This is a genomic window from Janibacter zhaoxuefangae (genome assembly GCF_050271985.1).
Classification (GTDB): Bacteria; Actinomycetota; Actinomycetes; order Actinomycetales; family Dermatophilaceae.
This window is the reverse complement of sequence record NZ_CP189849.1, coordinates 664,283-678,884: the sequence shown is the minus strand read 5'-3', so window position 1 is coordinate 678,884 and position 14,602 is coordinate 664,283. Positions and strand designations below refer to the sequence as shown.

Sequence of the window (14,602 nt, the reverse complement as noted above, 5' to 3'; positions counted from 1 at the left end):
GGTGCCACCCAACCGGCGCCACTACGACGAGTCCGACATCCGGGTCCGCCCGAGTCGTCGCGGCTCCCGTCCCCGGTCCAAGGACCGTCCGAGTCACGACGACGCCATCGAGGGGTTCGTCATCGCGGTGGACCGCGGCCGCTGGACGTGTCTCGTGGCCGCCGGAGTCGGCGGGGACGACCTGCCCGAGCGCACCGTCATCGCCATGCGGGCCCGCGAGCTCGGGCGCAAGGCCATCATCCTCGGCGACCGCGTCGGGATCGTCGGCGACGTCAGCGGGCGACCCGACACCCTCGCCCGGATCGTGCGGGTCGAGCCGCGCGCGACCATGCTGCGGCGCAGCGCCGACGACACCGACACCGTCGAGCGGCCGATCGTCGCGAACGCCGACCAGCTCGTCATCGTCACGGCCCTGGCCAACCCGGAGCCGCGGCCGCGAATGATCGACCGCTGCCTCGTCGCCGCCTACGACGCCGGGCTCGAGCCGCTCCTGGTCCTCACCAAGGCCGACCTCGTCGACCCGACGGCGTTCATCGCCAACTACGCCCCACTCGACGTCCCCTACGTCGTCACGACGAACCAGGGCGAGGAGGACGACGCCTTCGACGGGCTCGAGGACGTCCGGGCGCGGCTGACCGGCCGGGTCTCCGTCCTCGTCGGGCACTCGGGCGTGGGCAAGTCGACGCTCGTCAACGCCCTCGTTCCCAGCGCCGACCGGGCGACAGGCCACGTCAACGACGTCACCGGCCGTGGGCGGCACACCTCCACGTCGGCCGTCGCGTTGCCGCTGAGCGATGGCGGCTGGGTCATCGACACCCCCGGGGTGCGTTCCTTCGGGCTGGGACACGTGGACCCGGACCACATCGTCACCCACTTCCCCGATCTCGCGCCGGGGGCCGAGGTCTGCCCCCGCGGCTGCAGTCACGACGAGGACGACTGCGCCCTCGATGCCTGGGTCGCGGCCGGCAAGGCCGGCACCGCCGGGCTGTCGCGCCTGGAGTCGCTGCGCCGACTGCTGCGGGCCCGGACGGCTCCGACCGGCCATGGCGGCCACCGCGACGACGACTGACCACCCCTGACGCCAGCCCTCCCCGGCACCGCGGGCGGCACGCGCTAGCGTGACCCGGTGACCTCTTACGACGACGACCTCCGACTCGCCCACGTCCTCGCGGACAACGTCGAGCGGCTCACGGTGGACCGCTTCAAGGCCGCCGACCTGAAGGTCGAGCGCAAGCCGGACCTGACCCTCGTCAGCGACGCCGACCGGGACGCCGAGGAGCTCATCCGCCACCAGCTCAAGCGCACGCGCCCGCGCGACGCCGTCGAGGGCGAGGAGTTCGAGGCCACCGGTCGCGGCCAGCGACGCTGGATCATCGACCCCATCGACGGCACGCACAACTTCGTCCGGGGCGTCCCGGTCTGGGCCACCCTCATCGGTCTCGTCGACGGCGACGAGCCGGTCCTGGGCCTCGTGTCGGCGCCCGCCCTCAACCGTCGCTGGTGGGCCGCGAAGGGGTCCGGCGCGTGGACCGGGCGGAGCCTCGCGAAGGCGACCCGCATCGAGGTCTCCAAGGTCGCCTCGCTCGACGACGCCTCGATCTCCTACTCCAGCCTCGACTCCTGGCGTGAGGCCGGTCGCGGGCGTCAGTTCCTCGACCTCATCTCCTCGACGTGGCGTGACCGCGCCTACGGCGACTTCTGGTCCTACATGCTCGTCGCCGAGGGTGCCGTCGACATCGCGGCCGAGCCCGAACTCGCCGTCTATGACATGGCTGCGCTCGTCACGATCGTGACGGAGGCCGGCGGCCGCTTCACCTCGCTCGACGGGCGGCCCGGTCCGTGGGGCGGCAACGCCGTCGCGACCAACGGCCTGCTGCACGACGAGGTGCTGGCGCGGCTCGCCCGTGACGGGCACGACGTCGCCGGCTGACCCACGTCGCCGCGGGGGTCATCGCCGGGACACCGCTCAGTTGGGGACGACGGTGACCGGGCCGATGCCCAGGCCCTCCAGCCCCTCGCGCAGGGTCGCGGCGTCGCCGACGACGATGACGGTCCACTCCCCCGTGACGTAGGCGTCCCATGCCCGCTGCAGGTCGTCCGACCCGAGCGCGCGGATGCGGCGGAGGTTGTCGGTGGTGAAGTCCGCGGGCAGGCCTTCGAGGGCGAGTTGCACGGACTCGTCGGCGATGGCGTCGGCGGTCTCGAAGCGGGCCGGTGCCGTCTTCGAGATGAAGTCGACGCCCGCGACGAGCTCGGCCTCGGTGAAGCCGTCGCGGCCGCCGGCGAGGATGTCGACGAGCAGCTGAACGGACTCGATCGTGGCATCGGCACGCACCGACCCGCTCGTCACGAAGAGCCCCCCGCGCCGACGCGGACGGAACCCCGATCGGATGCCGTAGGTGTAGCCCTTCTCCTCGCGCAGGACGGCGTCGATGCGGGCGTTCGGCGAGCCGCCGACGATGAAACCGAGGACCGGGAAGGGGGCCCAGCCCGCCTCGATCGTGCGGTCGGGGCCGGGGCCGGCGATCGAGATCTCACTCTGGACCGAGCCCGGGCGATCCACGAGGACGACACGCGCGGCGTCGGTCGCGCGGCGCTGCGCCTCCTCCGGCATGGGCCGTGGTTCGGTCGCCTCCGGCGACCACGTGCCGAGGGTCCGCTCGAGCAGGGCCACGATGTCGACCTGGCCGACGTCACCGGCGACGACGACGGTGGCGCCCGACGGGCGCACGTGCGCGGCGTGGAAGGCGGCGATGTCCTCCCGGGTGATGACCTCGACCGTGTCCGGCGTGCCGGCGCTCGGGCGCGAGGCCCTCTCGGCCGGGTCGTAGTAGGTCGCGGCGAGCTCCTTCGCTGCGCGGTGCGGCGCCGAGGCCCGCTCCTGCGCGATCTCGGCCAGGCGTGTGCGCTTCATCCGGCGGACCTCGTCCTCCGCGAAGGCGGGGATGGACAGCGCCTCGGTGAGCAGATCGAGCGCGTCGCCGAGGTGGTGGACGGGCACGTCCATGTCCACCCCGAGGCCAGCGTCGGAGATGCCTGCACCGATGGCGACGCCGCGGCGCTCGAGCAGCTCGGCGAACTCGGCGGCGCTGTGCTTGAGCGTCCCCTCGTCGAGCAGCCGCGCCATGAGCGAGGCCACTCCCTCGCGATCGCGCGGCTCCCACGCGAGAGACAGGGCGAAGGCGGTCCGCACCGAGATGACGAGCTGGCCGGGGACGTCGTGGACGAGCGCCGTCATCCCGTTGGCAAGGGTGTGCCGGCTCGGCTCCGGGAAGACGAAGTCCGCGGGCGGGGTCACCTCGGGGCGGGTCGGGAAGGTGTCGGGGTGGTCGGTCATGCCGCAGCCTCCTCGGCCACTCGGTAGGCGACGACGGCGCGCTGCTCGGGGCGGATCCACGCCGCCGCGGCGGCGCGCACCTGCTCCGGGGTGATGGCGGCGATGCGGTCGAGGAAGGTGTTGATGAACTGCGGGTCGTCGTGCAGGCAGGTGAACTGGCCGATGAGGTCGGCGCGCTCGTCCTGGGCGGCGAGGGCGTGCAGCCAGGCGCGGTCGGCCTGCGCGAGCACCGCCTCCATCTCGACGTCGGTCGGACCCTCGGCGGCGAAGCGCTCGAGCTCCTCGAGCACCTCGGCCTCGACGGCCGCGGCGTCCGCGTCGTCGGCGATGTCGACGACGATGAGCCCCAGGGACACTCCGCCGACGAAGCCCATCGTGTTGGCCCGCACGCTCGTGGCCACCTGCTCCGTGCGCACGAGGCGCTGCTCCAGCCGCGAGATGGACAGCCCGCCGAGGCAGTCGAAGGCCATCGACGCCGCGTGGTACTCGCTCGTGTTGTCGACGGGCAGTCGGAAGGCGAGGTGGAGGCGATCGTTGGGCACCTCCTCGAGGAGCTCGCGGCGCACCGGCTCCTCCAGGGGCGGCAGCTGCGGCGTCACCTCGTGCGGCGAGCGCTCACCGCCGGGCAGGCCGCCGAAGTACTTCTCGGCAAGTGCGAAGGCGTCCTCCGGGGTGACGTCGCCGACGAGCGTGAGGACGGTGTTCTGCGGGCGGTACCACCGGCGGAAGAACTCGTGCACGTCCTCGACGCTCGCCGCGTCGAGGTCGTCCATCGACCCGATCGTCGGGTGGTGGTAGGGGTGGCCCTCGGGGAAGACGGTCGCGTAGATCGTCGTGAGGGCCTGGCCGTAGGGCACGTTGTCGTACCGCTGGCGCTTCTCCTCCTTGACGACGTCCCGCTGGTTGTCGAGGTTCTCCTGGGTCACGGCCTCGAGAAGGTGGCCGTGCCGGTCCGCCTCGAGCCACAGCGCGAGCTCGAGCGCGCCCGAGGGCAGCGTCTCGAAGTAGTTCGTCCGGTCGAACCACGTCGTCGCGTTGAGCCGGCCCCCTTCGGCCATGACCGCCGAGAAGTGCTCGCCGCTGGCGACGCGGCGCGACCCCTGGAACATGAGGTGCTCGAAGAGGTGCGCGAAGCCCGTGCGACCCGGGGACTCGTGCCGGGAGCCGACGCCGACCCAGAGGTTGACGGTGACGGTCGGCACGCGCGGGTCGGGCTGGACGACGACCCGCAGCCCGTTGGGCAGGACGCGGTCGTGGATCTCGTACTGGAGCGGCATGGAGCCGACCCTAGACGACTACTCCGACAGGTCCGCCGATTGGTCGCGGGTCACCCGGGGCAGCTCGGGGTAGGCGTCGCTCACGCCGAGTTTGGCGATCGCGTTGCGGGCGAAGGTCTGCTGGTGCGTGACGACGCGTTCGGCCCGACCGCGCCCGACGAAACTGACCGCCCAGTGCAGCAGTGCGGTCACGCGGCTCTTGAACCCGACGATGTAGACGAGGTGCACGGCCAGCCACATCACCCACGCGAAGAAGCCGCTGAACCGCACCTTCCCGACGCTCGCGACGGCGGAGAAGCGCGAGATCGTCGCCATCGAGCCCTTGTCGAAGTACTCGAAGGGGCCCTTGAGCTCGTCGCCGTTCAGTCGCCGCTTGATCTGCGTGGCGGCGTAGCGGGCGCCCTGGATGGCGACTTGCGCGACGCCCGGCAATCCCTTGAGCGACATCATGTCGCCGACGACGAAGACCTCGGGGTGACCCGGGAGAGTCAGGTCGTCGAGGACCTCGACGCGACCGGCCCGGTCGAGCCCGGCCCCGGACTGCTCGGCGAGCTGCTTGCCCAGCGCGGACGCCTGCACACCGGCCGCCCACACCTTCGTCATGGCCTCGATCCGGCGCGTGGCGCCGTCCTTGTCGCGCACGTCGAGGCCCGTGGCGTCGAGGTCGGTGACGAGGGCCCCCAACTGGATCTCGACGCCCATCTTTTCGAGGCGGGCTCGCGCTTTGCCGCCGAGGCGCTCGCCGAAGGAGGGCAGCACCTGGGCGGCGCCGTCGAGCAGGATGATCCGCGCGCGGCGCGTGTCGATCCGGCGGAAGTCGCGCTTGAGGGTGCGGTGCGCGAGCTCGGCGATCTGGCCGGCCATCTCGACGCCGGTCGGGCCTGCACCGACGACGACGAAGGTCATCAGTCGCTCGACCTCGGCGGGGTCGTCGGAGACCTCCGCGAGCTCGAAGGCCCCGAAGATGCGGCCGCGGAGCTCGAGGGCGTCATCGATGCTCTTCATGCCCGGCGCGTGCACGGCGAAGTGGTCGTTGCCGAAGTAGGACTGACCGGCCCCGGCGGCGACGATGAGGCTGTCGTAGGGGTGGACGATCTCGCGGCCGAGCAGTTCGCTCGTGACGGTGCGCGCGTCGAGGTCGATGTGGGTGACCTCGCCGAGGATGGTGCGCACGTTGTCCTGGCGGGCGAGGATCTCGCGGGTGGCCGGGGCGATCTCGCCCTCGGAGAGGATGCCCGTCGCCACCTGGTAGAGCAGCGGCTGGAAGAGGTGGTGCGTCGTCTGCCCGATGAGCGTGACGTCGACGTCCGCACGCTTGAGGGCCTGCGCGCCGAAGAGGCCGCCGAAGCCGGTCCCGACGATGACGACGCGGTGCCGGTCTCCGGTCGGGGCGTCGGTCGCCGCCGCCGATGCCTCAACGGGCTGGGTGGCGGGGGCGGGCTCAGCGGTCACGTGGGGCTCCTGACGCAACGAGACGGCCGCCCCGGATGGGTGGCCGTCTCCGATGACGAGTGGTCAATTGCTTCAACGATAGGGCAGGCGCCAGGCATTCCGTGAAGCGACGGATTGTCGGCGTCGGGCCGCTCACTGCGGCAACCGAACCCGGATGAACTTCGGGCGGTAGCGCAACGGGTCGCGCAGGACGACGCCGGCGTCGGTGTTGTTGCGGCTGTAGGACACGACCACCGTCCCGGGCTCCGGCAGCAGCTCCGGGTGGGCCAGCGGCATGTAGCGCAACTCGCCGTCGGCCGTCCCCGACGGCAGGACGCCCACCGCCGGTTGTGGTGCGAAGGGGCCAGCGGGCGAGTCCGCGGTCCAGAAGACGAGGTCCTGACCGAGCACCTCGTCGCGCTTGCTGAAGGCGTACCACCGGCCGCGGCGGGTGAAGACGCTCAGCGTCTGGGAGACGCCGTCGTCGGCGCCGATGAGTTCGGTCGCGGCGCCGGCGCGCGCACTCCAGCCGGCGCCGGTCCAGTAGCGCCACCGATCGGGCCGGTCCACGTGGTCGGGCGCGACCCGCGCCACCCGCAGCGCGAAGCCCGTCCCGAGGCCGGCGTCCGGCTCGCGGGAGGTGCCGTAGAGGTAGAGCCAGCCGCCCACCTTCGCCGCGGCCGCGCCCCACATCGGCCGCCGCACGTCGGCGTCGTCCGGGCCGATGTCCGTCACGGACAGCAGCTGCGGCACTCCCCCGGCAGGGACGACGAACTGGGCGATCGACGGACCGAGCGCCTCGAACCCGAAGGTGCTCGACCGGTCCGTCGTCCGCACCCGCTGCGCGGCGATGACGACGAGGTCAAAGCCGGCGCGGCGCACGGAGGTCACCGACATCGGCCAGTAGCCGACCCCGTCGCGGCGGTCCGGGATGAGGGCGCCGCCACGCTCGGGCAGCACGACGCGCAGGCAACCCGACTCGACGAGCAGCATCGAGTTGCGGACCATCTGGCCGCCGGCGACGCCGCTGTCGCGCAGGGTGTCCCCGAAGACCCAGACGCTCCGCCCGTCCTGCAGCGGCGCGCTCGCCCCGACGTCGCCGCCCTGCATGGCCGGCTCGCCGCGCAGGTCGCTGATCCGGTTGAGGTCGGCGACCGTCGTCACCGGCCCGGAGGGGACGCACTTCGTCGTCGACGCGAGGCTGACGAGGGGCGTCGGGACGCCGCGGTCGAACCAGATGACCGCGATGGTCGTGGCGCCGACCGCGAGGACGGTCGTCCCGACAATGACCCGCCCGAGCGTCCGGCGCCAGTGCGCCAACGCGTCGACCGGGACCTCTCGCACGGCCACCCGCCGGACCATGCGCTGGCCCGCCACGAGCACCACGGCGCCGAGGATGGTCGAGCCGGCGAGGGTGAGGACGGTCTGCACGAGGTCGGTGCGGCCGGGTCCGGTCACCGCCCAGAGCAGGGACTCCGCGGCACCGACGATGGTCCACGGCACCGCGGCGGACCATGGTTGCGCCAGCAGCAGGCGATCGCCTGCGAGCAGGAGGGGTAGGGGCCCGATGACGGTCAGGAGGGCGCCGACGCCCAGGCCGAGCAGGCCGCCGAAGGCCTCGTAGACGAAGGTGGTCGCACCCGCGGCGACGACGGCCGCGGCGATGACGAGGGCGACCCCGAGCCGCTCGGTGGACGGCTCCGAGGGGACGAGGAGCCACGCCAGGAGGCCCATCGTCGCGGCGACGGCGGCGAGTGCGGCGAGGCGGGCCACCAGCCGCGACCGGGACCGCGCGAAGGGACCCCAGACGAGGGACACGAGACACACCAACGCAAAGCCGGCCAGGGAGGCCGCGAAGGTGAGTCGGGCGAAGGAGGCCCCCGTCGCCGCGCCTTCCGCCGAGGCGACGACCGCCGTGCGGCCGTGGCTCGCCTCGATCCGGGCCACCTCCTGCGTGACCGCTGCGGCCAGCGCGGGCCGATGGTCGGCGGCGAGTAGGAGTCGGTCACGCGTCGAGGACAGTCGCATCTCGAGCACACCCACCACCGCGCCCTCCTCCAGGGGAGCCTCGGCGCGGGGCGCCTCGCTGACCGCACCCGCGACGAAGTGGGCGTCCTCGAGGGCGTTGATCTGCTCCACCAGTGGGGCGGTGACGACATCGGGGCCGACGATGAGCGCGGGCGCGCGGTGCAACTCCCCCGAACCCGCCGTCTGGCTCCCGAGGATCCAGGTGAGCGCCACGAGGGCGAGGACGACGCCGATCGCCGCGTGGGACCAGCTCCGAGAGTGCACGGGGGCAACCTACGGCCTCCGGGCGCGGGCGGCTCTACTCCAGGTGGGTGGCGACCGTCTCGGCGAGGATGGCGTAGCCGGCGTCGTTGGCGTGGATGTCCGCCTTCGTGCACATCCACGTCCAGGCGCAGATCGTCGCGACGTTCGTCGGGATGCTCCCGTAGGCCGTGGACACGAGGGTCGTGTCGGTGGAGTGGAAGGCGGTGGCGACGTCAGCGACGTCGGCCCCGACCGTCGCTGCGGAGCGCGCGACCGCGGCGTTGAGGAACGTCTGGAGGAGGCTCGACAGGCCTGCGACCTGCTGGCCGTCCGGGCCGGTCAGCCACGACGTGAGGAAGGGGTTGTAGTAGTTGAGGACGACGATCTGGGTGTCCGGGCCGGCGGCGGCGCGCAGCTGGGCGAGGGTCTCGGTGAGGTTGCGCTCGACCGTGCCGAGGGCGGTGAGGGCGCAGGTGACGTCGACGACGGGGCTCGCGCACGGGGTGACGTCGTTGGCGCCGATGTCGATGGTGACGAGGTCGACCTTGCCGCGGTGCGCCGTGAGGAACTCGACGCCCTCGGCGAGTTGGCTGCCGGCCGCGTAGTCGCAGCGGTCCGTACCCATGAGGGACGTCGTCGTCGCACCCGAGCACGAGATGTTGCGCAGCTTGGCCTTGGGCGCGGTGTCCTGCAGCGTTTCGAGCACTCCCCCGACGTAACCGCCCGTGCGATCGTCGCCCATGCCGGGCTGGTACCCGGCGGCGAGCGAGTCCCCGAGGGCGAGGTACCAGCGCGTCGCCTTGTCGTCCCCCTGGCCCGGACCGGCCTGGGCCGCGGTCGGGGCCACGAAGGCGAGGGCGAAGACGGTGGCCAGGATCAGGGCGAGGACTCGACGCATGGTGTCACTCCAGAAGTCACGGTCCGCGACGCTGCGGACGTTCTTGGAACGTGGCACAGCGCGTGCCCCGGCGGGGCCGTTGCTGACGATGTTGTCCGGCGGCGACGCTGGCCGTCGGCACGATCTCGCTGACCGGCCTCATCGCGAACGGGTTCCCCTGCCCCGCTGCCCGAGCAGCATTGCGGCAGATCAGGCCCGACCGCGGTGGGTCTTCCACTCACCGATCGCGTCGACGCGTCGGCGCTGCTGCATGGCGGCGCCGGCGTCCAGGCCACGGCCACGCTCGTCGAGACGGTCGCTGACGCGCTCGCGATGGTCGACGGGGTTGTGGTCGTCGTACTTGAACTTGGCCTCCACCCTCAGGATCTGCAGTCGAATGCCGCGGATGCCCGGCAGCATCCGCCCGTAGGGGGCTTGGTCGACGGCGACCTCGGCGTAGCCGCCTTCGGGCTGCATGTCGGCCAACTGCGCTGCCAGGATCTCGGCTTTGCCGTCGGGCTCGTCGACGATGCGCGCACGACAGACGAACTGCACCGAGGCGTAGTAGCTGGTCGGCACGCCGTCCTCGTCGGGCCCGCCGGCCCTGGCCCGCCAGTACGACGGGATGTAGGCGTAGTCGCCGGTCAACGTGAAACGGACCTCGGACGAGGCCTCGAGGTGCGGCCACACGGGGTTGGGCCGAGCCAGATGGAGGAGCAACTCCCCGTCGGCCAACGTGACGTGACTCGGCAGCACGAGCGGTGCCTGCGCGGGGTCGCGGTTGTTGACGACGAGCACGCCGAACGCGTCGGTGGTCGCGAACCAGTCGCGCCACTCCGTGGCATCGATCGTGGCGTCCCAGGGTTGGATGAACATCTCGGTCCTTGCCGTCGTCCCGCAGCCGCGGACTCGTTCGTTTGCGTCCGCCATGGACACTATTCGACGTCCCAGCGGCCGATCGACGTCGACACGGGACGACGCACGACAGTTATCCATCGGGACACGACGAAGGCCCGAACCGTGGAGCCGGATCGGGCCTTCTTGGTCATTGCTGACCCTTTGTAGCGGGGGCAGGATTTGAACCTGCGACCTCCGGGTTATGAGCCCGGCGAGCTACCGAGCTGCTCCACCCCGCGTCGGTATGTCCCCAACAATACGTGAACTCCGCGTGGACACCAAATCGCTACCAGCGCAGGCGTTCCGGGGCCGTGCCGACCCCCGGCGAGGCACCCGAGCCACCTATCGGCGACCCTACGATCACCCCATGAGTGACACCCTGCCTCCCTGCCCGCAGTGCGGATCCGAATACACCTACGAGATGGACCCGCTCCTCGTGTGCCCCGAGTGCGCGCACGAGTGGTCCCCCGCCACCGACGCCGACGCCTCCACGCCGGCCGACGGCCCCCGCGTCGTCACCGACGCGAACGGGACCCCACTCGCCGACGGCGACAGCGTCACCGTCCTCAAGAGCCTCAAGGTGAAGGGGTTCCCCCAGGCCATCAAGCCCGGCACCAAGGTCAAGAACATCCGCCTCGTCGACGGCGTCGACGATCACGACATCGACTGCAAGGTCGACGGATTCGGTCAGATGCAGCTGAAGTCGAGCGTGGTCCGAAAGGCCTGACCGGCCTCCCGAACCACGCTCGTCGTCACTTGCTCGTCGCCGTCCCGGACGACGTCGTGCCGACATCGACGGACCCGTCGGGCGAGACCTCCGCGGCCCGCTTGATCGCGGCCTCGAGTCGCTTGCGCGCGGCGTCATAGGCGGTGAAGTCGCTCTTCGCGAGCGCGGCCTTGCCGTCGGCGTAGGCCTCCTCGATGTCGGCGATGGCCTCGGCGAGCTTTTCCTCGTCGGTCTGGCTCTTCGGCGGCTCCGGGCTTTCATCGCCCCCGGCCCCCTCATCGCCGGCCGTTGCCCCGGAGTTGCCCCCGAAGAGCCCGTCGAGGGCCCCGTCCAGAGTGCTCGACCACGCCAGCTTGTCGCCGAAGGCAGCCACGGTCACGCGCGAGAGCGGGTAGGCCGACGTCGTGTTGGCGCTGACGTAGATCGGCTGCACGTAGAGCAGCCCGCCGCCGACCGGCAGGGTGAGCAGGTTGCCCAGCGTCACCCGCGAGCCCTGCTGCCGGTTGTTGTTGAGGAACTGGCTCAGCGTCAGGCTGAAGCCGTCGGAGTTGTCGTTGCTCGAGTTGATGTCGTTCTGGACCTGACCCGGCCCCTTCACCGTCGAGTCGCGGGGCAACTCCAACATCCGCAGGGTGCCGAAGCCCTCCGACGGCTTGCCGGCCGTCGACCCCGCATCCGCCTCCACCGACAGGAAGCCCGAGAGCACCTCGCGGTCACCGATCGGCATGAAGGTCGACGTCAGCGAAAAGGCCGGCTTGTCCTGCCCGGGCAGCGCCAGGGTCAGGTAGTAGGGCGGCTGCAGGACGTCCTTCTGTTCCTGGGCCGGGTCGGTCGGCACCCGCCAGAAGTCGTTGCCGCCGTAGAAGGAGTCGGCGTCCTGCACGTGGTACTGGCTGAGGATCGTGCGCTGCACCTTGAAGAGGTCCTCGGGGTAGCGCAGGTGCTCCATGAGGTCGCCGCTGATCTCCGAGCGCGGGGTGACGGTCCCGGGGAAGGCCGCGCTCCACGCCTTGAGCACGGGGTCCTGGGTGTCCCACTCGTAGAGGGTCACCGTGCCGTCGTGCGCATCGACCGTCGCCTTCACGGAGTTGCGGATGTAGTTGACCTCGCCGGCCCGGATGGCCTGCACCGAGCTGGCACGCGCGGTCGTCGAGTCGGACGTCGCCGTGTCGATGTTTTGCAGGCGCGAGTAGGGATAGTGCGACGACGTGGTGTAGCCGTCAATGATCCACGTGATCTTGCCGTCGACGATGCTCGGATAGGGGTTGCCGTCGAGCGTCAGCCACGGGGCGACCCGCTCGACGCGCTCCGCCGGCGTGCGGTGGTCGAGAATCCTGCTCTCCGGCACGAAGGCGTCCGAGAGCAGGAAGTTGAGCTCTCGGTACTTCAGCGCGTAGGCCGCCCGCCGCGCGAAGGAGCCGACGGCGACGCCGCCTTCGCCGTCGTAGGTGTTGTTCTTCTGACCCGCGGCCGAGTCGTCGTCCGGGTAGTCGAACTCGCGCGGACGCGCGCCCTCGGAGCCGCCGACGATGGAGTAGGTCGGCGACTGCTCACCGAAGTAGATCCGCGGCTCGTGCTCGGGCAGCTCACCCGCGGCCGGGATGTTGCGCCCCGAGAAGATCGGCTGACCGTCGGGCCCGCGGCGGTTGCCGTAGGCGGCCACGAGGCCGAAGCCGTGGGTGTAGACGGTGTGGTCGTTGAGCCAGTTGCGCTGCCCGGCCGGCACCCCTTCGAGGTTGAGTTCGCGGACGGCGACGACGCTGTCCGCCTCCTCACCGTCGATCTGGTAGCGGTCGATGTCGAGGGCGTCGGCGAAGCCGTAGTAGGACTTCAGCGCCTGCAACTGGCGGAAGGTCGGCGAGACGACGATGGGGTCGACGAGCCGGATCCCGGGGATCGTCGCGGCGTCCTGACGCAGCTGGTCGGACTCGGTCTCGGTCGTCGCGTCATAGGGCGTCACCTCGACGTCCTCGACGCCGTAGGCGGCCAGGGTCGCGTCGATGTTGCGCTGGAGGTAGGGCTCCTCCAGGGTCTTCTCCGACGGGTTGACCCGCAGGTTTTGGATGACCGCCGGGTAGAACCCACCGACGACGATCGACATCACCGTCAGCAGCCCGACGGCGACGATCGGCAGCCGCCACGAGCGGGTCCAGATCGTCGCGATGAAGAGGCCGGCGCACATCACGGCGGCCACCGCGAGGATCACCTTCGTCGGCAGCACCGCGTGGGCGTCGGTGTACTTGATGCCGGTCAGCAAGCTCGAGTCCTTGGACGTCAGCCCATAGCGGTCAAACCAGTAGGTCGCCCCCCGGACGAGCGCGACGAGCGCGCCGAGCACGGAGAGGTGGACGATCGCGGCGTTCGTCGAGGGCCCCCGCCCAGGCAGCTGGAGGCCGCCATAGACGTAGTGCGCGAACCCCGCAGCGAGCAGGGCGACGAGCAGCATCATCGTCAGGAAGCCGAGGACGAAACCAATCCAGGGCAGCGTGAAGACGTAGAAGCCGATGTCCTTGCCGAAGTGGGCGTCCTCCTGCCCGAAGTCACCCCCGTTGCGCCACAGCATGAAGGTGCGCCACTGCCCCGCCGCAGCGGTGCCGGCGAGGACGCCGAAGACGCCCGGGATGCCGAGCAGCGCGATCCGCCGGACCGGTTCGATCGCCTCGCGGTACTGCTCCAGCGCCTGCTGCCCCGGCGTGATCGGGATGATCAACGGACGCGTGCGGTAGGCGATGGCCAGGCTGGAGGCGACAAGGGCCGCAGCCACGACGAAGCCGACGACGAAGAGGCCCGCCCGCGTCAGGAGCGTCGTCGTGAAGACACTGCGGAAGTCGACGGACTCGAACCACAGCGACTCGGTCCAGAGGCGAGCCATGGCGGAGAGGACGAAGAACAGCATCGCGAGGATGACCAGGGTCGGCGCGAGGCGCCCGCGACGCCGCGCGAGCCCCGCCGGCTGACCGGGCCGACGAGGGCCAGCGGGCCCACCCGGACCGGGACCAGCGGGGCCCCCGGCTCCCCCGGCTCCCCCGGCTCCGCCCGGACCGCGCGGTGGTCCACCGCGCAGCGAATCGTCCCCGTCAAACCACCCGGACTGGCTCACGACAGCACATCCTCATTCGATGCGAGCCTCGTGGGCCCGCTGCAGACTCCGAACACCCAACCTACAAGCCCGCGCTGGGCGAGGAGTCACGGTATGGCGTCAGTCGCTCGCCACCTCGATGGGGCACGATGGTCCGCGTGACGACGCCATCCACCCCCGTGACCGATCCCCTCTCCCTTGTCGCGCTCGAGACCGAGCGTCACGTCGCGGCCAGCGGGTGGGATCAGAACCCTCGCCTCTTCGCCCTCGTCCGCTCGGCCGATCTCATGGAGCGCGAGCCGCAGCTCGGCGCCGGGATGGGCGCCACGGACCTCGCCCCGGGCGCGCTGACCGCGATCGAGCAGGAGGATCTGCCCAAGACGTCCTCCATCGAGAGCCTGCTCGGGCGGCTCGCCTGGCCCGAGACGGTCCACGGCGCCGCGATCGTTCTCGAGCGCATCGTCGTGCCCCCGGCCGCCGAGCGTGACCTGCCCGCCGGCAGCGACGCAGCCATGGAGGCCCTCAACGCGCACCCCGAGCGCAAGGACGTCCGGCTGCTCGTGGCGGTCCTGCGTGACGGCGGCAGCATCTGCCTCCTCCGCCAGCGCGAGCACGACAGCGACGACAAGGTGGCCCGCGGCGAGGACATCGCGCCGGGCCTCGTGCACGCGCTGCGCGCCACCCTCGAGGACTGAACCGGCGGGCG

At 71.4% G+C, this 14,602-nt stretch carries 11 protein-coding genes and 1 tRNA gene; 4 read left to right on the top strand and 8 right to left on the bottom strand.

The annotated features are described in order from the left end of the window. Position 1 precedes the first annotated feature (1 nt). Entirely contained in the window at positions 2-1,069 is a 1,068-nt protein-coding gene (gene rsgA / locus ACQBAS_RS03335; RefSeq protein WP_427384972.1) for a ribosome small subunit-dependent GTPase A, read from the top strand. A 57-nt stretch (positions 1,070-1,126) separates the two neighbouring features. After that, positions 1,127-1,930 carry a histidinol-phosphatase gene (gene hisN, locus ACQBAS_RS03330; protein WP_427384971.1) on the top strand — a complete coding sequence of 268 codons (804 nt, stop codon included), beginning with the start codon at positions 1,127-1,129 and terminating at the stop codon, positions 1,928-1,930. Positions 1,931-1,966: 36 nt separating this feature from the next. Here the strand turns inward: hisN and ACQBAS_RS03325 are convergent, their stop codons facing one another. The 7 genes from ACQBAS_RS03325 to ACQBAS_RS03295 form a co-directional block, all read right to left on the bottom strand. Then, positions 1,967-3,337 carry a M16 family metallopeptidase gene (locus ACQBAS_RS03325; RefSeq protein WP_427384970.1) on the bottom strand — a complete coding sequence of 457 codons (1,371 nt, stop codon included), beginning with the start codon at positions 3,335-3,337 and terminating at the stop codon, positions 1,967-1,969. Continuing rightward, positions 3,334-4,614, bottom strand: a complete 1,281-nt coding sequence (locus ACQBAS_RS03320) for a M16 family metallopeptidase (RefSeq protein WP_427384969.1) — start codon at positions 4,612-4,614, stop codon at positions 3,334-3,336. The genes ACQBAS_RS03325 and ACQBAS_RS03320 overlap by 4 nt, the downstream gene beginning before the upstream one ends. 18 nt (positions 4,615-4,632) lie before the next feature. Further along, positions 4,633-5,976, bottom strand: coding sequence for an NAD(P)/FAD-dependent oxidoreductase (locus tag ACQBAS_RS03315; RefSeq protein ID WP_427385570.1), 1,344 nt, complete (start codon positions 5,974-5,976; stop codon positions 4,633-4,635). Between the two features lie 222 nt (positions 5,977-6,198). Further along, positions 6,199-8,337 (bottom strand): hypothetical protein, encoded by a 2,139-nt coding sequence (locus ACQBAS_RS03310; RefSeq protein ID WP_427384968.1) that lies wholly within the window; start codon positions 8,335-8,337, stop codon positions 6,199-6,201. 34 nt (positions 8,338-8,371) lie between these two features. Beyond that, positions 8,372-9,271: an SGNH/GDSL hydrolase family protein gene (locus ACQBAS_RS03305; RefSeq protein WP_427384967.1), complete on the bottom strand. Its 900-nt coding sequence runs from the start codon at positions 9,269-9,271 to the stop codon at positions 8,372-8,374. Positions 9,272-9,403: 132 nt separating this feature from the next. After that, a complete protein-coding gene (locus ACQBAS_RS03300) occupies positions 9,404-10,069 on the bottom strand; it encodes an FMN-binding negative transcriptional regulator (RefSeq protein ID WP_427384966.1) in 666 nt (221 codons plus the stop codon). Between the two features lie 186 nt (positions 10,070-10,255). Beyond that, positions 10,256-10,329: transfer RNA gene (locus ACQBAS_RS03295), tRNA-Met, on the bottom strand. A 128-nt stretch (positions 10,330-10,457) separates the two neighbouring features. On the opposite strand from ACQBAS_RS03295, the gene ACQBAS_RS03290 reads away from it, so the two are divergent. Beyond that, complete coding sequence (locus ACQBAS_RS03290) at positions 10,458-10,817, top strand: zinc ribbon domain-containing protein YjdM (protein ID WP_427384965.1); 360 nt, start codon at positions 10,458-10,460, stop codon at positions 10,815-10,817. A 25-nt stretch (positions 10,818-10,842) separates the two neighbouring features. Here the strand turns inward: ACQBAS_RS03290 and ACQBAS_RS03285 are convergent, their stop codons facing one another. After that, a complete protein-coding gene (locus ACQBAS_RS03285) occupies positions 10,843-13,713 on the bottom strand; it encodes a UPF0182 family protein (protein ID WP_427384964.1) in 2,871 nt (956 codons plus the stop codon). Positions 13,714-14,054: 341 nt separating this feature from the next. On the opposite strand from ACQBAS_RS03285, the gene ACQBAS_RS03280 reads away from it, so the two are divergent. Next, a complete protein-coding gene (locus ACQBAS_RS03280; protein ID WP_427384963.1) occupies positions 14,055-14,591 on the top strand; it encodes a PPA1309 family protein in 537 nt (178 codons plus the stop codon). Positions 14,592-14,602: the final 11 nt, after the last annotated feature.